General features: G+C 61.0%; 19 protein-coding genes and 1 pseudogene. 6 read left to right on the forward strand and 14 right to left on the reverse strand.

Annotated features, from left to right (window positions below):
- The first annotated feature begins 82 nt into the window (after positions 1 to 82).
- Together HU754_RS26710 and HU754_RS26715 are read left to right on the forward strand one after the other, a co-directional pair.
- Positions 83 to 322, forward strand: a complete 240-nt coding sequence (locus HU754_RS26710; RefSeq protein ID WP_016984130.1) for a type II toxin-antitoxin system RelB/DinJ family antitoxin — start codon at positions 83 to 85, stop codon at positions 320 to 322.
- Positions 312 to 606 (forward strand): annotated as a pseudogene (locus HU754_RS26715) (type II toxin-antitoxin system RelE family toxin). Before HU754_RS26710 ends, HU754_RS26715 begins: the two are co-directional and overlap by 11 nt.
- A gap of 54 nt (positions 607 to 660) precedes the next feature.
- On the opposite strand, the gene HU754_RS26720 reads toward HU754_RS26715, so the two are convergent.
- The 6 genes from HU754_RS26720 to HU754_RS26745 are packed head-to-tail and all read right to left on the reverse strand — an operon-like array spanning position 661 to position 10,856.
- On the reverse strand, positions 661 to 1,473 hold the full coding sequence (locus HU754_RS26720) for a YfaP family protein (RefSeq protein WP_186621770.1): 813 nt from the start codon (positions 1,471 to 1,473) through the stop codon (positions 661 to 663).
- Between the two features lie 3 nt (positions 1,474 to 1,476).
- Positions 1,477 to 3,096, reverse strand: a complete 1,620-nt coding sequence (locus HU754_RS26725; RefSeq protein ID WP_186621768.1) for a DUF2300 domain-containing protein — start codon at positions 3,094 to 3,096, stop codon at positions 1,477 to 1,479.
- 1 nt (position 3,097) lies between these two features.
- Positions 3,098 to 7,672 (reverse strand): alpha-2-macroglobulin family protein, encoded by a 4,575-nt coding sequence (locus HU754_RS26730; protein ID WP_186621766.1) that lies wholly within the window; start codon positions 7,670 to 7,672, stop codon positions 3,098 to 3,100.
- Positions 7,669 to 8,319, reverse strand: coding sequence for a DUF1175 domain-containing protein (locus HU754_RS26735; protein WP_095122135.1), 651 nt, complete (start codon positions 8,317 to 8,319; stop codon positions 7,669 to 7,671). Before HU754_RS26735 ends, HU754_RS26730 begins: the two co-directional genes overlap by 4 nt.
- Positions 8,304 to 10,016 (reverse strand): DUF2138 domain-containing protein, encoded by a 1,713-nt coding sequence (locus HU754_RS26740; RefSeq protein WP_186621765.1) that lies wholly within the window; start codon positions 10,014 to 10,016, stop codon positions 8,304 to 8,306. The genes HU754_RS26735 and HU754_RS26740 overlap by 16 nt, the downstream gene beginning before the upstream one ends.
- Positions 10,017 to 10,064: 48 nt before the next feature.
- Entirely contained in the window at positions 10,065 to 10,856 is a 792-nt protein-coding gene (locus HU754_RS26745) for a YfaP family protein (RefSeq protein ID WP_186621763.1), read from the reverse strand.
- A gap of 355 nt (positions 10,857 to 11,211) precedes the next feature.
- Here HU754_RS26745 and HU754_RS26750 point away from each other — a divergent pair, with 355 nt between their 5' ends.
- From HU754_RS26750 to HU754_RS26765, 4 genes are all read left to right on the forward strand, one after another.
- On the forward strand, positions 11,212 to 11,454 hold the full coding sequence (locus tag HU754_RS26750; RefSeq protein ID WP_003228627.1) for an exodeoxyribonuclease VII small subunit: 243 nt from the start codon (positions 11,212 to 11,214) through the stop codon (positions 11,452 to 11,454).
- On the forward strand, positions 11,451 to 12,338 hold the full coding sequence (gene ispA / locus HU754_RS26755; protein ID WP_186621761.1) for a (2E,6E)-farnesyl diphosphate synthase: 888 nt from the start codon (positions 11,451 to 11,453) through the stop codon (positions 12,336 to 12,338). The genes HU754_RS26750 and ispA overlap by 4 nt, the downstream gene beginning before the upstream one ends.
- 91 nt (positions 12,339 to 12,429) lie before the next feature.
- Complete coding sequence (gene dxs, locus HU754_RS26760) at positions 12,430 to 14,328, forward strand: 1-deoxy-D-xylulose-5-phosphate synthase (protein WP_186621759.1); 1,899 nt, start codon at positions 12,430 to 12,432, stop codon at positions 14,326 to 14,328.
- Positions 14,329 to 14,467: 139 nt separating this feature from the next.
- Entirely contained in the window at positions 14,468 to 16,351 is a 1,884-nt protein-coding gene (locus HU754_RS26765; protein ID WP_186621756.1) for a TonB-dependent receptor domain-containing protein, read from the forward strand.
- Between the two features lie 110 nt (positions 16,352 to 16,461).
- On the opposite strand, the gene HU754_RS26770 is transcribed toward HU754_RS26765, so the two are convergent.
- From HU754_RS26770 to ribH, 8 genes are all read right to left on the reverse strand, one after another.
- Positions 16,462 to 17,262: a cobalamin-binding protein gene (locus HU754_RS26770; RefSeq protein ID WP_186621755.1), complete on the reverse strand. Its 801-nt coding sequence runs from the start codon at positions 17,260 to 17,262 to the stop codon at positions 16,462 to 16,464.
- Entirely contained in the window at positions 17,262 to 17,681 is a 420-nt protein-coding gene (locus tag HU754_RS26775; RefSeq protein ID WP_186621753.1) for an MFS transporter, read from the reverse strand. Before HU754_RS26775 ends, HU754_RS26770 begins: the two co-directional genes overlap by 1 nt.
- Positions 17,678 to 18,295, reverse strand: a complete 618-nt coding sequence (gene ribA / locus HU754_RS26780; protein ID WP_016984117.1) for a GTP cyclohydrolase II — start codon at positions 18,293 to 18,295, stop codon at positions 17,678 to 17,680. Before ribA ends, HU754_RS26775 begins: the two co-directional genes overlap by 4 nt.
- 236 nt (positions 18,296 to 18,531) lie before the next feature.
- A complete protein-coding gene (locus HU754_RS26785) occupies positions 18,532 to 19,269 on the reverse strand; it encodes a substrate-binding periplasmic protein (protein WP_186621751.1) in 738 nt (245 codons plus the stop codon).
- 37 nt (positions 19,270 to 19,306) lie between these two features.
- Positions 19,307 to 19,810 (reverse strand): phosphatidylglycerophosphatase A family protein, encoded by a 504-nt coding sequence (locus HU754_RS26790; protein ID WP_007910933.1) that lies wholly within the window; start codon positions 19,808 to 19,810, stop codon positions 19,307 to 19,309.
- Entirely contained in the window at positions 19,807 to 20,772 is a 966-nt protein-coding gene (thiL, locus tag HU754_RS26795) for a thiamine-phosphate kinase (RefSeq protein WP_186621749.1), read from the reverse strand. Before thiL ends, HU754_RS26790 begins: the two co-directional genes overlap by 4 nt.
- An 18-nt stretch (positions 20,773 to 20,790) precedes the next feature.
- Positions 20,791 to 21,291 carry a transcription antitermination factor NusB gene (nusB, locus tag HU754_RS26800; protein ID WP_034153728.1) on the reverse strand — a complete coding sequence of 167 codons (501 nt, stop codon included), beginning with the start codon at positions 21,289 to 21,291 and terminating at the stop codon, positions 20,791 to 20,793.
- Positions 21,288 to 21,764, reverse strand: a complete 477-nt coding sequence (gene ribH / locus HU754_RS26805; RefSeq protein WP_003228649.1) for a 6,7-dimethyl-8-ribityllumazine synthase — start codon at positions 21,762 to 21,764, stop codon at positions 21,288 to 21,290. The genes nusB and ribH overlap by 4 nt, the downstream gene beginning before the upstream one ends.
- Positions 21,765 to 21,797: the final 33 nt, after the last annotated feature.

Consider the following 21,797-nt stretch of genomic DNA (forward strand, 5'->3'; position numbering starts at 1 on the left):
CGTCTGAAACATAAATTCGCGCTTGTCGAACAGAAGAGCCTCTTGGTACCGTAACGACAAACGTCATTACAGGTATTTCATCATGGCCTCCATCAACATTCGCATCGACGATGATCTGAAGCAGCGCTCCTTCGCCGAACTGGAAAAGCTGGGAGTAACTCCCTCAGAGCTTTTGCGTCAGACACTCCAATACGTCGCCGAGCGAGGCAAGCTACCCTTCAAAGCAGCATTGCTCAGCGAGGAAGATGAAGTACTCATAGCCGTAGTCACCGAACGCCTCGCGGCACCTCAACGAGTCAAGGTAAGTCTGGATGACCTATAACCTTGAATTTGATCGTCGTGCTTTAAAGGAGTGGAACAAACTCGGCGATACGGTTCGCCACCAGTTCAAGAAGAAGCTCACAGAGGTATTGGAGAATCCTCGAATAGAAGCCAATCGACTTCGCGAGCTCCCGGATTGCTACAAAGTGAAGCTGAAAAGCGCTGGCTATCGCCTGATCTATCAGGTCCTTGATCAAGAGATTGTGGTGTGTAATCGCAATCGGGAAGCGAGAGAGAGAAGCTGCTTACGAGGTTGCGCAGGACCGTCTTTCGCTCCTGCCCTGAGTCGGTCCAATGTCTGCGACCTGAAATTGGGCAGCAACCCGCAGCCCAATTCCCTCACGGATAACTGAACGCCTTAACCAACGTCAACTCCCCCACCGCCCGCATCGGGATCAGAAACGTCTCCATCTTCTCGCTCGGCGTACCCTCTTCAGTAATCACCGTCACCTGCGCCGTGGTCAGTGCCTGTACCGCTTCATCCCCGCCCTCGTCATCCCCGCGATACCCACCGCCGTAATAATTCACATACACCAGATACTGCCCCTTGATCGGCGCCGGCATGGCGAAGATTTCCGGGCCATAACCGGTGGTGACGTCAACGTCGAGTGCGGCGCCGTTGGCGGCGCTGCGGTTGCCGTACCAAATGTGCGCGCCGTCAGGGGTGATCAGGTGCAGGTCGAGGTCGGTGCCGTCGCTGTCCCACGCCAGCAGTACGCGCAGTTTTGCCGGGGTGGCGCCGCCGCTGGTATTGAGGAATTGCGTGCGGTGGCGTTGCTGGCCGTCGGGACTGCGTACTTCGACGCTGTTGCTACCGTTGGGGAAGGAGAACGGGCGGTCGAAGCGGCCGCTGTCGTCGATTTTCAGCGGCATGCTCACGCCGTTGACGATCAGGCGGCCGGGTTCGTTGTCCTTCCGCGCAGCTTTGATCTCGCCGCTGATGCGGGCAGTGTTGGCCTGGCCGACCGGGGTGTTGACCGATGAGGCCGGGTAGTTGACGGTCTGACGGAAGCTTTCGCCCTCGCCTTCGGGTGCGCCGCTGCGCCAGCCGCCGACCGGGGTGTCGAGTTTGACGCTGTCAGCGGCCATCGCCGGCGCTAGCGCGGTCAATGTGCAGAGCAGCAGCAAGACCTGTGGATAACGGAGTTTCATGGTCTATTCCAGCAAAAGGTGACGGGCGAGCCCTTCGATGTAGGTTTCATCCTGGCCGTTGGGGTGTGCTTCAAAGGCCAGGTGCAGATATTCGTGGGTCAGGTCGAGGCGATCCTGCAGGGTCAGTACGCCACGCACGTAAATACGTTGGCGTTCGCGATCGACAAAGGGACGACCGAAGGCGAGTTTGCACACGGCGAATGTGCTGACTTCGTTGTAGCCGGTTTCGCTTTCCAGCTTCGGGCGCCAGCCGCGTCGCTGTTTCTGCAGCCAGTCTTGCGCGGCGGGCAGTGCCTCGCAGGAGGCAACCGGATTGTCCCAGCGACTGAGGCTGGCGCGCGGATAGGCGTGCAGCAGAATCGCGTCGTAACGCTGACCGGCATTAGCTTGCTCGACGGCTTGTTGCCAGGCGAGTTTGTCCGGGCCGGGTTGATCGGAGTGATAGGTGACGGTGCTACCGGCCAGTACCAGATCCGCCGTCCACGCCGCGATGTTGCGTGACTCGGCCGAGGCTGGACGCGGGGCGACGCGTTGGCGATTGCTGCTGTCGTCGATGTTCAGGCAATCGCCGTTGCGCGTGGCGTTTTGCAGCAGATAGGTGCGGATTGCCACGGCCAGCGCTTTGGCCGCCTCGGCGGGTTCCGGTTTGGCTTCGCGCTCAAGGACGCGAGCTACATATTCTTCGCGATCAAGCCTTGCGACCAGTTTGTCGTTGAGCAGAAACAGTTCGCCGTCACTGTGGATATCCAGCGCGTTGCCATTGGCGAATTCGACGCGGTAATCGCCCTGCAACGGGCCGGACGTCACCACCCGCTCACCATCCAAAACCCGCGTGAGCGGATAGCGCGAGAACAACCCGACTTCAACACAGCGCCCGGCTTCTGCCGGCCATGCGGCGGGCAACACCGTCGCCAGTGCCTGTCCGTAATGGCGCAAAACCATCTGACTGGTACCACGCCCACCCGCCCAGAGCGGAGATCCGTCCGCGGTCCAACCGGCGAAACCACCCTGGCGCGACTGCGGATCCTGATCGCCAAGCCAGCTCCAGGTTTTCACCCGCAAACGCCCGCCCAGTTCGCCGACGACATTACCGTCCGCCGCATTCAGCACCACATCGAGCAGCACTCGACGCGCTTGATCCTGCGCCGGCAAAGCAGCCAAGACCTTCAACAACTCGATCACGGAAACCCGTTGAGCCGGCTGCACCGACGGCAAATCCAGCAGCCACGATGGCGCCCGCCGCGCCTGCCAATACGTGCGCCAATCGGCAGAAGAAATCCCCAATCGCGCAGGCTCAAAGTACAAACCGCAGGATTTCACCAACGCCTGATCACGCTCGATCCTGCCGCCCGCCGAGCAGCAATAAACCTCTTCCTTCGACTGTCCGCGACATTCATAGGCTGGCTCACGCGCACCGGTATCGACCAGCCATGCGTATACGAACAATTTCCACAGACTGCCCAACGGGGTATCGAGCGTCTGCGGCAACGGTTCACGAGCGATCAGTTGCGTCTGATTCAGCGATAACAACTCACCCTTATAGGCCACGCGCAACGGCTCATCCTGCGCCGTCGCCAGCGCAGGTATCACACACATCAGCAGCCACAGCAGCGGCCGGTTCATGTCAGTTGACCGTGACCTGACCAAGGGCGGCTTTCGCTTCCTGGGCCTGATGCTGCGGCGCGTAGACCTGTTTGAAACGCACCGGCGGCAGGTTGAACTGGCCCTTTTGCGAGAAGCGCACCAGATGGCGCAAGCGCAATTCGCCGCTCAGCGCATCAACAGGCACCGCGTAAGCCAGTTGCCCCGGTTCGAAGCGCGCCTTCTCCAGCGCCGTTGGTTCGGTGCCGTCCTTGCCCTGCAACTTGATGCCCCACGTCGTGCGCTCAACATCGGCGCCCGGTGGCAGCGGCACTTCGAGCATACCGTAGCGCAGTGGTTTCGGCGCTTTGCTGGTGAGGATCACTTCGTCCAGATACAGACTGTCACTGGACAACGGCTTGGTGCCGATTGGCTCCAGTTTGAAGGTGAACGCTTCGTCGCCCGGTACCAGTCGCGACAGGCGACGGGTGATGGTCACGGCCATCGGATCGACTGCCGCTTGCTGGGTCTGGAAACTCAACGCCGCGCGCAGCGGACGCTCCTGCGTACCGGACACCGACAACACGCTCGGCACTGGCGTCGTGCCCTGCCACGTCCAGTACATCTCGCCGCTGGCTCCGTAGTTCTTCTTCCAGCCTTCACCCGGCGTCAGTGCAATGGTCGGCGACGCCTGGGCGATGCTGCGTTGCAGCCAGGTCAGCGCCAGCGCACGTTCGAGGGTCGATTGCTGCGGCAGCAAACGTTGCAACAACGCCGTAGCACGCGCCTGATCGAATGCTTGCAGCGACAGGTTCAGCGCCTCGGCGAACGGCTGCGAACTGACCGCCAGACGCTGTTGCGCAGCCCCCACCTGACGATTGAACGTTTCCGGCAAGGCAACCTTCGACTGCGTGGCCAACGCAGCGGTCAACACCCGCGCCGCCGCCAGACCGAGCGCCGAATCCGGGTCGCTCATCACCAGACTGTCTTCGCCGTCGTCCATCAGGGTTTCGGCGTTGCCTTCACCGGCCTTGGCCAGATCCTCCATCAAGCCGCTGAGCAAGGTGTTCACCGGCAAATGCATCTGCTTGGCGAACGACAGAATCAGCGCGCGCTGCAGCAACGGTGTGTTCGGCGCTTGCTTGGCGTAGACCTCCAGCACTCGCTGCCAATGTTCCGGCGGCAAGGTCAATTCCAGCACCTGGCTAGCGTTCCAGTCGGCGTAGTAAGCGTAAGCCGTGAGGAACGCATCCGGTTCACCGTCGTAGCCCCACCAGGTGAAGCTCGCCGACGGCCCGGCCATTTGCACCAGACGCAGACGGCTGTTCTGCATGATCAGACGCAAGCGATCACGAATCTGCGGATTCGATGCCAGCGATGGATAGGCAATGCTCAACGGCAGCAAACGGCTGGCAGTCTGCTCGACGCCGCCGCACGGATAGCTGAGCAGATCATCGAGTGCCGAGCGGAACAACGCTTGCGGGCTGTCATCCAGACGCAGGCGAATATCGGTGGCGTCGGCCGGCAGACTCAACGGTGTGTCACCGCTGGCCACGTCGAGGCTTTGAGTCTGAGTGACTTGCCAGCCGTCACCGGTCGCACTCAGGCGCACGGCGAGAGAGTCGGCGGTCTTGCCGTCCTGCACCAACTCCGCCGTCCATTCGCCGGAAGCCAATGAGAACGCCGGCAGCGGCAGATAATTGATGCCGTTGTTCAGGGTCACAGGCAGACGCTGTTCGGCGCCCGCATAGTGAGTCACCAGTTCAGCCTTGACCGGTTTCTCGGCCTGACTGAACGCAAACACGCCAAGTTGCGGCTGATCACCCTTGCGGAATTTGCTCGGCCCGCTCCACTTCAGGTACAGCGGTTTTTCCGAACGCACGAACTGCTTCTTCTGCCCGACCTGACCATCATCGGCAATTGCCCGCGCGGTGATGCGCCAGCGGGTCAGCGAGTCCGGCATCTTGAAGGTGAAACGGGTTTTGCCGTCGGCCCCGGTCAACAACTCTGGCTGCCACGCAGCGGTATCGACGTCCTCACGACGCGGCCGCTCCAGCACTTTCACCCCGCGCTCGCTGCGGTTGGCTTTGCCCGGTGCGCCGGGGCTGCCCGGCAACGCGACGTCGTAACTGATGAACGACAGGCTGGCACTGGTGCGCACGTTGTTACGGCGCGGGTGATAGAAGAACTGGTCGATGGTCGGCGCGACTTCCGGTTGCAGTGCGTAGACCATTTCGTCGACAACACTGACGGTCAGATGCGCCGGAACCGCTTTGCCGGCGAACTGGGTGGTCAGATCAACCGTGACCGTGTCGCCCGGCAGGTACACCGCTTTGTCGGTGCTGATCGCCACGTCGATTTGCGGCGCAACCACTTTGATCCCGGCGTTCTGGAAGCTGTACTGACCGCCCTTGGTGTAGAGCACGGAGAAGGTCAGGTTCGGTGCAAAGTTGTCCTTCACCGGAATGCGCGCGCGGTATTGGGTGTCGCTGAGTTTTTCCAGTTTCAACCAGTCGCCGCCCTTGGCCAGCAGCGCGGTAGCTTCGACTTTGTCGCGTTCCAGCGAGAGCAACGCATCACTGACCGGCTCCGGGAAAGTGATCAGCGCCAGCGCTTCATCGCCGGCCTTGTACTCAGGCTTGTCGAGGACGATTTCCACAGTGCCCGGTACCGCTTTGACGCCGTCGCCAGTGACCGAATGCCCCGTGGCACCGAGGACGCGACCGTGTTGATCTTTCAAGGTCAGGTTGTAAGTGCCCGGGCGTTCGAAGGCCATGCTGAAGCCCTTGTCAGTCGCCGCGAGCTTGCCTTCACCGGTGCTCTGGTCTTCCAGACGTACCCAGCCATAGGTGCTCGGCGTCACCGCTTTGCTTTGCTCGGTGCCGCCCTCGTTGGCGTAGCTGAACGCAACCTTGTCACCGACCGCACTGAAGCGTTGCGGCGCGCTCAGGCGGAAGCTCGCAGCGCCACGGTCGATTAGAATTTCCTTGGTGGTCTTGACCCGATACGCCGCGCCATCGCTGGCAAACACGGTGAGCATGTAGCGGCTCGGTTTGTCGGCCGCAGGCAGGTCGAGGCTCGCATTGCCTTTGCTGTCGGTGGTCAGTTCGGTGCTGGTCAGCTCTACCGGGAATTGCCCGAGGTATTGCAGCTCGTTGTCGACCATCGACAGTTGCTGGGCGCGCAGGCTCAGGGTCAACTTGGCGTTGGCCACCGGTTTGCCGTCCGGGTACAGCAGCACCAGGCTGCCCTTCACCGGTTCGCCAGTGCGGTAATCCTGCTTGGCCAGATTCAGCGAAATCTCGAAGTGCGGCTTGATGTACTCGGCCACGCGGAAAGCGCTGCTGTAAGCCTGGTCCTTATAGTTGAAACGGATCTCGTAACCACCGGCCACTGCGTTGTCCGGCAACTGGAAGCGGCCCTGAGTGCCGGCCTTCGAATCGAGTTTCAGGTCGAGGTGTTGCAACTCAGTGCCTGTGGCGTCAAGCACGCTGACCGTGACATCTGCAGCACCCGGCAACACCGAGTCCCGCGCATTCTTGAACTCACGACCAACGATTTTCAGCGACACCCAATCACCTGGGCGATACAGCGGCCGGTCGGTGAACGCGTAGAGTTTGGTGTCGTAGATTTCGCTGTCGTAATAGAAGTTCTCGGAGACGAACACCCCGCCCTCTTCGTCCTCGCCGATGACGAACGAACGCTCCGGGCTGACGTGTTTCAGGCGCAGCAAACCGTCAGTATCGGTGGCACCGCTGCTCATCACGCCGAGGCCGTCGGTCCACAGCACATTGACCTTCGGTACCGAACTGCCTTCGTGTTTGCGCGCGGCCCAGACCAGCAATTCATCACCGGCAATCTTGCTCACCGCGACGGTGTTGGAGACGAACACCATGGTGGTTGCGCGGTACTTGCCGATCAGCGCTTCGACCAGGTACAGACCCGGCTTCAGATTGCCCAACGGGATATAAACGTTACCCGGCGCGACGCTGACGAAATCGCTCGAAGACCCGGCCAGATTGACCCCTTCCGGCGGCTGAATCGGCTTGGCCTGCCACAGCGGATAACGGAACTGGCTGACCACCGGCAGACCCGGAATCAGCGCAAATTGCGGCTGCGCGTCGTACGGCGTCGGCGCTGCGATGGCGTTGCCCATCTTCAGTTCCGGCACTTCTTCGGTGACCTGTTTGCGCGATTCATAAGAGAACGCGCGCTGCATCACCCGTCGGGATTTGCGGTACCAGTTGTCCCACAGATACGCGAGGGTGTTGGACAGGCCTTCACCCTTGAACTGGCCGTCGCTGACCACGCGATGCAGATTCTTTTGACGCTTGAGGAAATCCAGCGGTTTGTCGATGCGGTACACACGAATATCCGCGCCGCCGTAAGGTTCCATGCGGAAACGACGATAGTCACGGCCCGGCGCTTCGAGACGGACCATTGCCTGTTCATCAGCAGCAAAACTGCTGTCGGCGAGCAGGAAAAAGCTTTCACCCGAGACCGGCGTGTAGCCGCTCGGCTCGACCGAATCTTCGGCGCTGACGGTAGCCACTGGCAGCAACAGCGCCAGCAGCAAAGGAATTCGGGAGCAGAGTCGCAACATGCGGGCACCGGTCATTGGGAGAGAAAGTTCAGTCGATAGACGCCGATGAAGTTGGGGTTGGCTGCGTCGGGTATCCATCGGGTGTCCTTCCATGTCATGAGTTGCTGCAGGCTTGCCGAACGCATGCCGTTGTCAGTGGGGGTGGTGGTGCCGGTGTGATAGGCGATGTAGCGGCCCATCCAGATCATCAGGTGCTGGTCGTCGCCCTGATCGAAAAACATCAAATCACCGGGCCGCGCCTGCGAGACGTCACGGCTGACCAGATGACTATTGAACTGAATCAGTTTGATCGCGTTGACGTAAGGCCCGACCTTGCCGCCGCCCTGCTGCCATTGCTGGGCGAGCTTGCGTTGCTCATCGCTGAGCGACAGCTCCGGCGGCAGGTAGCGATTGGACAGGCCATTGCTGCGCAGCCATTTGTCGTCGTGGACTTTCAGCGCTTCGTTGGCGGCAAAGCGCACCAGCCCGGCACAGTCCTGCTGATACCAGCGCGGACTTGGGCCTTGGCTCAACTGCTCTTGAGCGATGCGCACGAACCAGGCGCGAAACACCTGGGATTGCGCCGGATCGAGTGCGGGTGCTTCAACGGCGCGGGCGCCCGCACTGAGCAACAGCGCGAGCAGGCCGAGGCTGCGGATCAGTGTCGTCACAGCGCTTTCCATTCCAGCGGCAGCCACTGCCAGTGGCCGTCAGGCTCGCTGCCTTCAGGCAAAGTCAGGGCATATTTGCCGTAGCCGCCAAGGGTGCGCAGTTTCGGGATCAGATAGGTTTGCGCGGCGTTGTAGAACACCGGCTCCATGTCCTGCGGCAGGCTATCGAGGGTTTCTTGCTGCATCAGCTGCGCCATCGAATCCGGGCCGAAATAGATCGGCATCAGCACGTCTTTGGGCAACACGTCGGCCATCGGCGGGAAGCGTTTGTCGAGGGTGCCGAGGGCCTTGTCGACGAGTTTGTCGTCGAGGGAAAACAGCACCGTCGAACCGTGGCGAGCTAGGCTGACCTTCATGAAAGCCTTGCCGGAAATCGCGTCCGGGTTCTCCGCAGTCTTCGCCGCGTATGGGCCGAAATTGGAACTGACCTGACGCTGCCAGACGTGGCTCTGGCCTTCCTGCTTTTCGACCACCGGGAACACGTTTTCGTCGACGTTGGCCTCGAACGCGCCGACCATCGAGCCAAACAGTTTGCCGAGGTCGCCATCGAGTTTGCTGCTGTCCTCGTCTTTCAGACTGGCCACCAGCAATGGCGTGTACAAACGCGAATCGGCGTACCAGCACAGGCCTGCCGCGCCGGCCACATGTTCGGTGAGGGTTTGCGCCACAGCTTCTTCAGCGCCGAGTTTTACCAGCAGTGGTTTTTGCGGTTCGGCCGCGACCGGCAGGGTTACGCAGGCACTGGCGCCGAGCGGCATGGCTTGCCAGACCGGTTTGAAATCGAAGTCGGGCTGGTTTTCCAGCTCGTCCATGGCCAGGTAGCTGTGCCAGCCCTTGTCGTCCATGTCGAAGCGCAGCCCGGCGAAGTTCGGGATGAAACGCTGATACCCCATGGCCAGTACGCTGGAGTTGACCGATAGGCGTTGCTTGGTTTCCGGAGTTTTCGCCGGCAGGCCGAACGCTTCGGGGAACAGTTTTTCGCCATTGAGCAGCGCCGCCAGCGCTTGTGGCGAGACATGGCCGGATTCCTCGGAGGCGCCGCTTTCCGGGTCGTAATACTTGGCCGGGTTGGACAGCACCACCAGTTTGTCGCCGTGGGAGGCGAACAACAGGGCTTTGCTGGCGTTATAGGTCAGTTGATACAGCGGCACAGTGTCGCCGCCGACCTTGAGTTCGCTCATCTGACTGAGCTGCGTGTCATCCAGCGCTACTTTCGCCAGCGGCTCGAGCAGTTTCGCCAGACCGCCACGGTCCATCACCAGCAGGAAATCCTTCAAGCGCCCATCCGCGCCACGCCACAACGCGACGTCGGCCGGCTGATCGAAAAGCTGCTCGATCAGGCTGTCCTGCAACTTCAGATCATGCTCGTAAATGATCCGGCGCAGACTGCCGATCAAGCCGAGGCGATCAGCATGGGTCTCGTAATAGAAGACGAAATCTTCGGTCAGCGTGGCCTTGAGGAACGGCACCGTCAGCAGGTCCTTGGGCAACTGGCTCAGCGAGCGGGTTTCCAGCAGTGCATCGGGGCGGCTCAGGCCGAGCTTGTCACTGGCCAATTCCGCCGGCGGCGCCTTGGGCTTGAGCAGCAGCCAGCCAAAACCACCCGCTACACCGGCCACCAGGCACAACCCGGCCAGCAGCAAGGGCCAGCGCCGCGAAGGTTTGGCCGCTGGCGTGTCGGCAGCCGAAGTAACAGTGTTATCGCTCATCTTTTCGCTCATTTCCCAAAGCTCAGGATTTCATCCGTGGCGGAATGCTTAATAGTTGAAAGTCTTGACCAGCAGCAGATCACCGATCGCCCGCAGGGGCACGATGAACGTTTCGCGTTTTTCGTCGACGGTGTTTTCGTTGAGCACCAGCGTGATTTGCGAGGTGATCACCTCGTTCTGGTTGCTGGTCTCCTCGAAGTTATAGCCGCCGTTGCCGAAGTTGCCCCAATAGTTGACGTAAACCAGATAAGTGCCGTGCAGCGGCGCAGTCATGGTGAACATTTCCGGGCCGGGGCCGTCGACGCCATCCGGGTCGAGACCGCCGCCATTACTCAGCGCCGGCTGCGCCCAGAACGCATGCTGACCGTCGGGCGTGACAATGTGCAGATCGAGCTCGGCTTTTGGATCGTCCCAGCCCAAGACAAGACGAATTCGCGCCGGCGTGCGCAAATTGTTTGCTTCATAAAATTGCACGCGCTTGAGCGACTGGCCTTGGGCGCTGATCACTTCGACGCTGTTGGAGCCGGCGCCGAACGCGTAGGGCCGGGCGAAACGGCCCTGGTCGTCGGTGTACAGATTCAATGGATTGCCATTCACGGCGAGGCTGTGCGGCGGGCGCATATGGCCGATGGCCTTGAGCTGGCCCTGGATCATCGTGCGATTGCGCTGAATGCCGCGATCAATCGGCGGCGTGGGATAGGCGACTTGCGGGTTTTCCGTGCGATCGAGCAAGCCGTGATAGCGCCAGCCGCCCACCGGTTCCGACAGTTCAGCGCTCGGCGCGGCCGACAGCGCGGGCGCGCAGGCCAGGCCGATCAGTAGCCAAAGAAATGAACGCATGTAATGCCTCCTGCCATGCCTGAACGAAACCTTGCACCCGATCCTCGGTACTTCACAGCGGTGAAAACTGCGTTTCGTCTGAAAGACCCGTGACTATGGGGTCGTAGAAGGCGCGAAGATTAGCCATTTGGCAGTTTTTTAACAATCGGATACATGTGCAATCGCTGTAGGAAACCTGCTTTTCAAGGGGCGTGAGCCGAATAGAGAGATTATTCGGCTCACAAAATGAGCCGAATAGGTTTCAGCCATCCCGAATCGCCTCAGGAAAAAGGGCCGGTCGCACCCCGCTCATTTGCCCATAAACCCCCTATCTGCTAGTGTCGCGCCGGTTTAACGTCAACCGGAAATCGCCGCCATGGCCCGCAAAAAAGCTGCACTGGATTTCGAACAGTCCCTCGCCGACCTGCAAACATTGGTCGAGCGTCTGGAGAACGGTGAATTGTCGCTGGAAGACTCGCTGACCGCTTTCGAGCAGGGCATCGGTCTGACCCGTGATTGCCAGGCAGCGCTGGCGCAAGCCGAGCAGAAGGTGCAGGTGCTGCTGGAGCGCGATGGCGAACTCGCCGAGGAACCCTTCGACGCGGAACAGCCAGAATGATTGCGGCGTATACGGCGAGCAGCCAGACCCGGGTAAACGCGGCGCTGGAAACCCTGTTCAACGCGCCGTTACCGGAATTGGCGCGGCTTTACGAAGCCATGCGCTACAGCGTGATGAACGGCGGCAAACGCGTGCGTCCGCTGCTGGCCTACGCCGCGTGCGAAGCCCTCGGTGGCAGGGCGGAGCAAGCTAACGGCGCGGCTTGCGCGCTTGAGTTGATCCACGCTTATTCGCTGGTTCACGACGATTTGCCGGCGATGGACGACGATGATCTGCGTCGCGGCCAGCCGACCACCCACAAGAAATTCGACGAAGCCTGCGCGATTCTCGCCGGTGACGGCTTGCAGAGCCTGGCCTTCAGCGCCCTGCTCGACCCGCGCCTGAGCGATTGCAGCAGTGACATCCGCCTGCAAATGGTCACTGCACTGGCTAACGCCGCAGGCCCGGCGGGCATGGTCGGTGGTCAGGCCATCGACCTTGGTTCGGTCGGCCTCAAACTCGATCAGAAAGCCCTCGAACAGATGCACCGGCACAAGACCGGCGCGCTGATCGAAGTCAGTGTCAAACTCGGCGCTCTGGCCAGCGGCCGTGCCGAGCAGGATGAACTCCGTGCCCTGCAGACTTATGCACAGGCCATCGGTCTGGCCTTTCAGGTGCAGGACGACATCCTCGACGTCGAAAGCGATACCGAAACCCTCGGCAAACGCCAGGGCGCCGACATTGCCCGTGACAAGCCGACCTACCCGGCGCTGCTCGGTCTCGACGCCGCCAAGGCCTACGCCCTGGAACTGCGCGATCAGGCCCTGCACGCCCTGCGACCGTTTGACGCGGCCTCCGAGCCGTTGCGCGAGCTGGCCCGGTATATCGTCGAGCGGCGCAACTGACGGCGTATCCGCCAAAAAAGACCAACGCGTGGGCAGGGGGCGATGCATCAGGTAAACTGCCGCATCTTCTATACCTATAACGATTCGCCTGATGCCCACGACGTTTCATGAGATTCCCCGCAAGCGCCCGACCACGCCCCTGCTCGACCGCGCGAACACGCCGGACGGCCTGCGCCGGTTAGGCGAAGCCGAGCTGGAAACCCTGGCCGATGAGTTGCGCCTGGAATTGCTCTACACGGTCGGTCAGACCGGTGGGCATTTCGGTGCCGGCCTGGGCGTGATCGAGCTGACCATCGCGTTGCATTACGTCTTCGACACACCGGACGACCGTCTGCTGTGGGACGTCGGGCACCAGGCGTATCCGCACAAGATCCTCACCGGTCGCCGCGAGCGCATGGGCACCCTGCGCCAGAAGGACGGCATTGCCGCGTTCCCGCGTCGCGCCGAGAGTGAATACGACACCTTTGGCGTCGGCCACTCCAGCACTTCGATCAGCGCTGCACTGGGCATGGCCATCGCCGCCCGCCTGCAGAACAGCGATCGCAAGGCAATCGCGGTGATTGGTGACGGCGCGTTGACCGCCGGCATGGCTTTCGAGGCGCTGAACCACGCGCCGGAAGTCAACGCCAACATGCTGGTGATCCTCAACGACAACGACATGTCGATCTCGCGCAATGTCGGTGGCCTGTCGAATTATCTGGCGAAGATCCTTTCCAGCCGCACCTACGCGAGCATGCGTGAGGGCAGCAAGAAAGTCCTGTCGCGCCTGCCCGGCGCCTGGGAAATCGCCCGTCGCACTGAAGAATACGCCAAAGGCATGCTGGTCCCCGGCACCCTGTTCGAAGAGCTGGGCTGGAACTACATCGGCCCGATCGACGGCCACGACCTGCCAACCCTGATCGCCACCCTGCGCAACATGCGCGATCTGAAAGGCCCGCAGTTCCTGCACATCGTCACCAAGAAAGGCAAGGGTTTCGCCCCGGCGGAAGTCGACCCGATCGGCTACCACGCGATCACCAAACTCGAACCGGTCGATGCCCCGGCTGCTGCGCCGACTAAGGCTGGCGGTCCGAAGTATTCGGCCGTGTTCGGCGAGTGGCTGTGCGACATGGCTGCTACTGATCCGCGTCTCGTCGGGATTACCCCGGCGATGAAGGAAGGCTCGGATCTGGTGGCGTTCAGCGAACGCTTCCCGCTGCGCTACTTTGACGTGGCGATTGCCGAGCAACACGCGGTGACATTCGCGGCCGGCATGGCCTGCGAAGGCGCAAAACCGGTAGTGGCGATCTACTCGACGTTCCTCCAGCGTGGTTACGACCAGTTGGTGCATGACGTCGCAGTGCAGAACCTCGACGTGCTGTTCGCCATCGACCGCGCCGGCCTGGTGGGCGAAGACGGCCCGACCCACGCTGGCAGCTTCGACCTGTCCTACCTGCGTTGCATCCCGGGCATGGTCATCATGACCCCGAGTGATGAAAACGAACTGCGCAAAATGCTCACCACCGGCCACCTGTACAACGGCCCGGCAGCTGTGCGCTATCCACGCGGCACCGGCCCGAACGCGACGATCGACAAAGACCTCGAGCCGATTGAAATAGGCAAAGGCATCGTCCGTCGCCAGGGCAGCAAAGTCGCTCTGCTGGTGTTCGGCGTGCAACTGGCCGAGGCGCTGAAGGTGGCTGAAAAACTCGATGCCACCGTGGTCGATATGCGTTTCGTCAAACCGCTGGATGAAGCGCTGGTGCGCGAGATTGCCGGCAGCCACGAGTTACTGGTGACGATCGAAGAGAACGCGATCATGGGCGGCGCCGGTGGCGCGGTCAGTGAATTCCTCGCGCGGGAGAACATCCTCAAGTCGATGCTGCACCTGGGCTTGCCGGATATCTACGTCGAACACGCCAAGCCTGCGCAAATGCTGGCCGAGTGCGGGCTGGATGAGGCAGGGATCGAAGCGTCGATTCGTGAGCGTCTGGCCTTACTCAACAAGTAAACGCATTACCCTTGTGGGAGCGAGCCTGCTCGCGAAAGCGGACTGTCAGTCAATTCATTGCTGACTGATACACCGCATTCGCGAGCAGGCTCGCTCCCACATTTGATTTGTGTACACCTGAAACACCAGTGGACTGTCGATGAAACTCTCGCGCCTTGCCCTGCCCTTCCTCCTGCTACCGACCGCCAGCACTCTCGCCGATACCTTCGAGCGTGATCAGGCACTGAAGCTGCCGGACATGCTGATCTCCGCCAACCGCCAGGTCGAAGCCCGCAACGACAGCAGCGCCGCCAACACGGTGTTCACCCGCGAAGACATCGACCGCCTGCAGCCGAGTGACGTACCGGACCTGCTGCGTCGCGTCCCTGGTGTGCAAGTGGCGCAGGCCGGCGGACGTGGCAGTCTGCCGGGCATTTACATTCGCGGCACGCAGTCGGCGCAGAGTCTGGTGCTGGTCGACGGCCAGCGCATTGGCAGCTCCACTTCCGGCGACAGCAACCTGCAGCATCTGAACATCGAGCAGATCGAACGGGTGGAAGTCCTGCGCGGTTCGCGTTCGGTGATTTACGGCAGCGATGCGATTGGCGGGGTGATTCAGATCTTCACCCGGCGCGGCACTGAGCAAGGTTTGCAGCCACGGATGCACGTCGGTTTCGGCAGCAACCAGACCTGGGAGCGCAGCCTCGGCTTGTCCGGGGGCGACGAGAAAACCCGTTTCAACCTCGGCGCCAGCCTTGATGAAACCGCCGGAGGTGACCGTACTCACCAGTCGTACCCAAGCGATGCCGATCACGACGCCTACCGCAATCAGTCCGTTAGCCTGAGCCTCAGCCATGCGCTGAGCGATGACATCGAAGTCGGCGCCAATCTGCTGGATAACCGCGGCAAGAACGAGTTCGACAACCCGTTCGGCCGCTTCGACATGAACACCTTCGAATCGGTCCAACAGCAGCCCTACAGCGATTTCAACGTCAGCAGTGTCAGCAGTTACGTCGATGCTCGGGTCAACGAAACCTGGAAAACCCGGATCGAATTCGGCCATACCGAGAACCGCGAGAAGAGCCTCGACAAGCTCAGCGACGAACGCACGGTGTTCAACACCTACCGCGACTCGGTGAACTGGCAGAACGATCTGACGCTGGACGCACGCAACAGCCTGATTCTCGGCGGCGACTGGTACGAAGACCGGGTCAACAGCAGCACCGCATTCGACGAAGACAGCCGCTGGAACCGCGCCGCATTCATCCAGCACCGTTATCAAGCCGACAGCTTCTCCACGGAACTGGGTCTGCGTCACGACGACAACCAGCAATTCGGCAGCCAGGACACCTGGAGCGGCACGTTCACATTGCCGCTGAACCCGGACAACGACCTGTTGCTGAGCTATAGCGAAGGCTTTCGTGCGCCGACTTTCAACGATCTGTACTACCCCGACTTCAGCAACCCGGATTTGAAACCGGAAACCTCGAAAAGCTACGAGCTGCAATGGCGCAGCCAGTTGAGCGACAGCAGCCGTCTCGAGGCGTCGATTTACCGTACGGACCTGGAAGACGCGATCATCTTCGGCAGCAATTCACGCCCGGAGAACGTCGCGTCGGCGCGGATCAACGGTTTTGAAGCGGCACTGAAGCAGGAACTGTTCGACTGGCAGAGCAACCTTGGCGTATCGATCATTGATCCGCGCGACCGTGATACTGGCCACACCCTGGCCCGGCGCGCGCGGCGCACGTTGAGCTGGGATCTGGATCGACAATTTGATCAAGTCAGCCTCGGCGCCAGTTGGCAGGCGGTCAGCAGCAGTTATGACGACCTGAAAAATGAAAACCCGCTGGGTGGTTATGCGTTGTTCGGCTTGCGCAGCAGTTGGGCGTTGAACCGCGAGATCCAGCTGGATCTGAAGATCGATAACGTTTTCGACAAAGGTTACAGCCGCGCGAACTACAGCTATGACGGCAGCCAGTATGGTTATCGCGAGGAAGGTCGGATGTGGATGTTTGGGGTGACTTGGACTCCCCAGCTTTGATTTGAATCTTCGGTGATTTGACTGACCCCTTCGCGAGCAGGCTCGCTCCCACATTTGGAATGCAATCCTCCTGTGGGAGCGAGCCTGTTCGCAAAGAAGTCACCGCAATTTCAGCGGTCAGGCGCGATCAATTGGCAGAGTTTGGCGGTAGCGTTGATCATTTGGCCACTTGGGCGTTCGAGACCTTTGTCGGTGACCAACAGTAATTTTTCCTGCTTCACGGCCGCCACCTGTGGCCAGGTTTTCCACGCATTCAGTTGCGCCTGATCACTCGCCAAAATCACTTCAGGGTCGCGCTGCAACACTGCCTCAATACTCACCTGCGGCGCCGGCAAACTCAGGTCGGCGAACACATTGCGCGCCCCGCACACCTCAAGCGCATCGCTGATAATCTGCCCGCCACCGACGGTGTACAGCGGTTTGTCCCAGACCTGATAGAAGACCCGCAACGGCACTTCCCGGCGATAGCGCTGGCGCAACTCCACGAGTCGTTGGCGCAACGCCGCCGCCCGTTTCACCCCACGTTCAGGTCGCCCCAATTGCGCGGCAATGGCTTCAATCTGGGTGGTGAGTTGTTCAAGTGAATGCGGTTCGGCGACGAAGGTCGGGATGCCCAGGCGCTTCAGTTGATCACGCTGCGCCGGGCCGACACTGCCGGACCACAGCAACAACAAGTCAGGTTTGAGGCTCAGCAACTGCTCCATATCGAGCTGACCATAGCGGCCGACAGAAGGAATGCTGGCAATCGCCGCTGGCCGCTCACCGGCATCAAGCACACCGACTAACAAATCAGCCGAATCCAGCTCAACGACAATTTCAGAAAGTGACGGCGCGAGGCTGACCACCCGCAGGCCCGCCGGCACCGGAGCCGAGACCGCTAGCAGCAGGACCGCCAGCCAGAGGCGGCGCATCAACCGAGTTGACGCGGGATACGGTAGAGATAAAACAGCACCGCCGTGGACAACGCCAGCAGCATCAACGGTACGGCTTCAAGACCGACAAACACCGCCAGTGCGCCGATCCACGCCGGCAAGGCTGCCGCGAGAAAAGCCGAACGACGACGTGCTGCAAGCGCAATCCACGCGGCCGGTTCATCCGGGGTATCGAGGGCTTTTTGCGTGGCGATCAGCGCATGTTTATAACGGCCAAAAAATTTCAGGCTGACAAACATCGATGCCACGCCGGCAATAAAGAACGGCATCGCTAGCACAGGGAGAATGCCTTCGCCCTGACCGAACAACGCGTTGAGTACGAACAGCGGCAGCAGCGCCAGTGCGAGGTATTTCCACCAATCGACCGACAACCGGCGCCGCACCTGACCGCGAGTCACGCGCGATCTACCTCGCCCTGATGCTCGTTGCCCATCATGTGGTCGAGCTTGCTGGCCTTGGTCGCCAGATAGAGTTTGTTGTGGGGGTTGTGACCGGTGTGCAGCGGCACGCGCTCGGCGACGGTAATGCCCATATCGGTCAAGGCTTTGACCTTGCGCGGGTTGTTGGTCATCAGGCGCAGGGATTTCACGCCCAGATGCTCGAGCATCGGCAGGCACATGGCGTAGTCACGCTGATCAGCGGCAAAGCCCAGACGCTCGTTGGCTTCAACGGTGTCGGCGCCGCCATCCTGTAATTCGTAGGCACGGATCTTGTTCAACAAGCCGATGCCACGACCTTCCTGACGCAGGTACAGCAACACACCACGACCTTCACGGGCGATGGCTTTAAGCGCGCCTTCCAGTTGCGAACCGCAGTCGCAACGCTGGCTGAACAAGGCATCGCCGGTCAGGCATTCGGAGTGCAACCGGCCGAGTACCGGGGCACCGTCGGCAATTTCACCCAGGCTCAGCACGACGTGCTCGCGGCCGGTGGCTTCATCGAGAAAACCGTGCATGGTGAATTGCGCAAAAGGCGTTGGCAGCTTGGAAGCGGCGACAAAGACGACAGGCACCGGTGTGCTCCTGATCTAAAGAGTCTGAAAATTCGCAGGCCGGCATTGTAACAGCAGGTTCCTACCGGCGCTTAGGCTGAATTATCGGGCATAACGATCAAAAAGTTTGATAACAACTGAGTTGCCTCGATCCCCTGTGGGAGCGAGCCTGCTCGCGAAGGCGTCAGGTCAGTCGCCCTAATGCTGGCTGAACCACCGCTTTCGCGAGCAGGCTCGCTCCCACAGGAGTTGTATGCTCAGTTCGAGTTGAACGGATACGGCTGCTGCCACTTCTCGAAGATCGGCTTCAACTCGCCGCTCTTCACCAACTGCTCCATACGCTGGTCATACAGCGCCATCAGCGCTCGCGCCTGTGGCGTGTCGGCAAAGCCGAGAAACAGCGGCAGCTCGGCCAGGTGTGAATAGCGATACTGCGCCGGATCGGCTGCGGTTTTCACCACGGCTTCAATCTCGGTCAGCGCATCGATGTAGTAATCCGCCCGCCCCTGCTTGAGCATCGACAGGATCCCGCTACGCCGCTCGATCTGGTTGTAGCGCTTGATATTCGGCAAGAAGTTTTCGTAGCGATAACCGCGCACCCAAGCCAGGCGATACTTGCCCAGCGTCGCTTCGGTAGGCGCCGGATTACTCGCCAGGCCTAATGCGTAAATGTGGTCGGAATCGAAATTCCAGTGTGGGTACAAGACCTGCTCGGCTTCGTCGCGGTAGGAGCCGACCAGCGCGTCGACTTCCTTCAACTGCACCAGCCCGACCGAGCGGGTGTAAGGCACGCTGCGAATGTCCAGCTTGACCCCGGCCGGTTCGAACACTTTGCGCAGCACGTCCCAGCCAAGGCCATGGCCGTCAGCGGCGGTGTAGTCTTCCCAGTCTTCGCTGGCCAGATGGATGACTGCCGGCGTCGGCGCAGCTTCCTGCGCACCGGCCACGGTGCTCAGTAAAGCCAAAACCACTAGCGCCAACCAGCGTCGAGCCATCCCTAGTCCCCTCACTTGACCCTGATATCCCTTGGACTCAGGCGAAAATCCACACCAGTCCCTGCATCGCCAGCCAGGCGAACACGCCGGCTAGCACGTCGTCGAGCATGATGCCGACGCCGCCATGCACGTGCCGGTCGATCCAGCGGATCGGCCATGGCTTGAGAATGTCGAAGAAACGGAATACGAGGAAACCCGCGAGCAACCAGTACCAGCCTTCCGGTACCAGCCACAAGGTGATCCACATCCCGACCATTTCGTCCCAGACGATGCCTTCGTGGTCGTGTACCCGCAAATCGTCAGCGACTTTGCCGCACAGCCAGAAGCCGAACAGCATGGTGATCCCGAGCATCAGCCAGTAACCCCAGTCAGGCAACATCTGCCATAACGGGATAAAGGGTAGCGCAACCAGCGAGCCCCACGTTCCCGGCGCCTTGGGCAGGGTGCCGGAACCAAAGCCGAACGCGAGGAAATGCCAGGGATTGCGCCAGACCGACGGCGGAACGAATTCGGCCGGAACCTGTTTCGGGTGATCTGTCACGGTGTCTCCTGAAAATGTTGATAACCCCGGATTTGCGGGGTGATGTCGTGACCTTCGCGATCCAGCAGGACCACGCCCTGACCTTCTGCCACGCGACCGATTACATGGATCGGCCAGCCGTCGGCCAGCAGCGCCGGCAATTCGACGGACGGCAGGGTGAACGCCAGCACGTAATCATCGCCACCGCTCAGCGCAGCACGCTCGGCGCCGCGCTGACCGAGAAACGCCACTAATGCATCCGACAGCGGTACGCGCTCGCGTTCAATCTCAAGTCGCACCTTCGACGCCAGCGCGATATGGCCGCAGTCGGCGAGCAGGCCATCGGAGATATCCAGCGCCGCCGTGGCCTTGCCACGCAGGGCCTGGCCGAGGGCGAGTTGCGGTTGTGGTGACCAGTAATGATCGAGCAGCGGTTGGGCGACGTTCGCTTCGGCGTCACGCTGACCGAGCACCAGCGGCAAGGCGCCGGCCGCATTACCAAGTTCACCACCGACACAGAGCAAGTCGCCCGGTTGCGCGCCACTGCGGGTCAACGCCTGACCGGCAGGCACGCGACCAAACACGGTCACCGTCAGGCTCAACGGCCCGCGCGTGGTATCGCCGCCGACCAGCGCGACGCCGCAGCTCTGCGCCATACGGTTCAAACCGTGGGCATAGGCTTGCAGCCAATCAGCAGTCACCGTCGGCACAGTCAGGGCAAGGGTAAAGGCAACGGGCGTGGCGCCCATGGCGGCCAGATCGCTGACCGCAACGGCCAGCGAGCGCTGACCGAGCAGAAACGGATCGCAGGGGTCGGCGAAATGCACACCGGCCACCAGCGTATCGGTAGAGATTGCCAACTGCTCCCCGGGGGGAACAGCGAGCAAGGCGCAGTCATCGCCGATCCCCAGCGCAACGCCTTCGCCGCCCTGCGCACAAGGCGCGGCGGCGAAGAAATTGCGGATCAGCTCAAACTCGCCCATTGAAGTATCAAGCGCGTTTCAGCGCTTGAACGCCTTCACTTCAGCTTCACGCAGGCGCGGGGCCAGCTTGTCGAGCACACCGTTGACGAACTTGTGACCGTCGGTCGAACCGTAGACTTTCGCCAGTTCGATCCCTTCGTTGATCACCACGCGGTACGGCACGTCGACGCGCTTGAGCAGTTCCCAGGTCGACAGGCGCAGTACGCACAGTTCAACCGGGTCGAGCTCTTCGATGGTCAGGTCCAGGCACGGCGCCAGCGCAGTGTCGATCTCGGTCAGACTGGCCGGAACACCGTGCAGGATGTCGTGAAAGTAGCTGGCATCGGCGAAGGTGAAATCGTTATCGACGCGGAACTGCGCTTCGATTTCGTTCAGCGAAGTACTGGCCATGTGGCGCTGGTACAACGCTTGAGTCGCCAACTGACGGGCAGCGCGGCGCTTTTCACTTTTCGAAGGCTTGCCGGCGTCGGTTGGACGCGGCTCGCGCGGGTTGAAACGATCGCTTTCGTCGCTAATCACTTGGCCTCCAACTGTGCCAGCAGGCTGACCATTTCCAGAGCGGACAGGGCAGCTTCGGCACCTTTGTTACCGGCCTTGGTGCCGGAACGTTCGATGGCTTGCTCGATGGAATCAACGGTCAGGACGCCGAAGGCAACCGGCACGCCGAACTCCATGGACACCTGGGCCAAGCCCTTGGTGCACTCGCCTGCCACGTATTCGAAGTGCGGAGTACCGCCACGAATGACCGCGCCGAGGGCGATGATGGCTGCGAATTCACCTTTCTGGGCGACTTTCTGCGCAACCAGCGGGATTTCGAAGGCGCCAGGTGCGCGGATGATGGTGATGTCGCTTTCGCTCACGCCGTGGCGAACCAGGGCATCAACTGCACCGCTGACCAGGCTTTCAACGACGAAGCTGTTGAAGCGGCCCACTACCAGAGCGTAGCGGCCTTTGGGGGCGATGAAGGTACCTTCGATGGTCTTCAGGGTCATTCGTCAGTTCTCTTAAAGAGCCGGGACGCGTCT

Origin of the sequence: Pseudomonas zeae (assembly GCF_014268485.2) — a bacterium.
GTDB lineage: Bacteria > Pseudomonadota > Gammaproteobacteria > Pseudomonadales > Pseudomonadaceae > Aquipseudomonas > Aquipseudomonas neuropathica.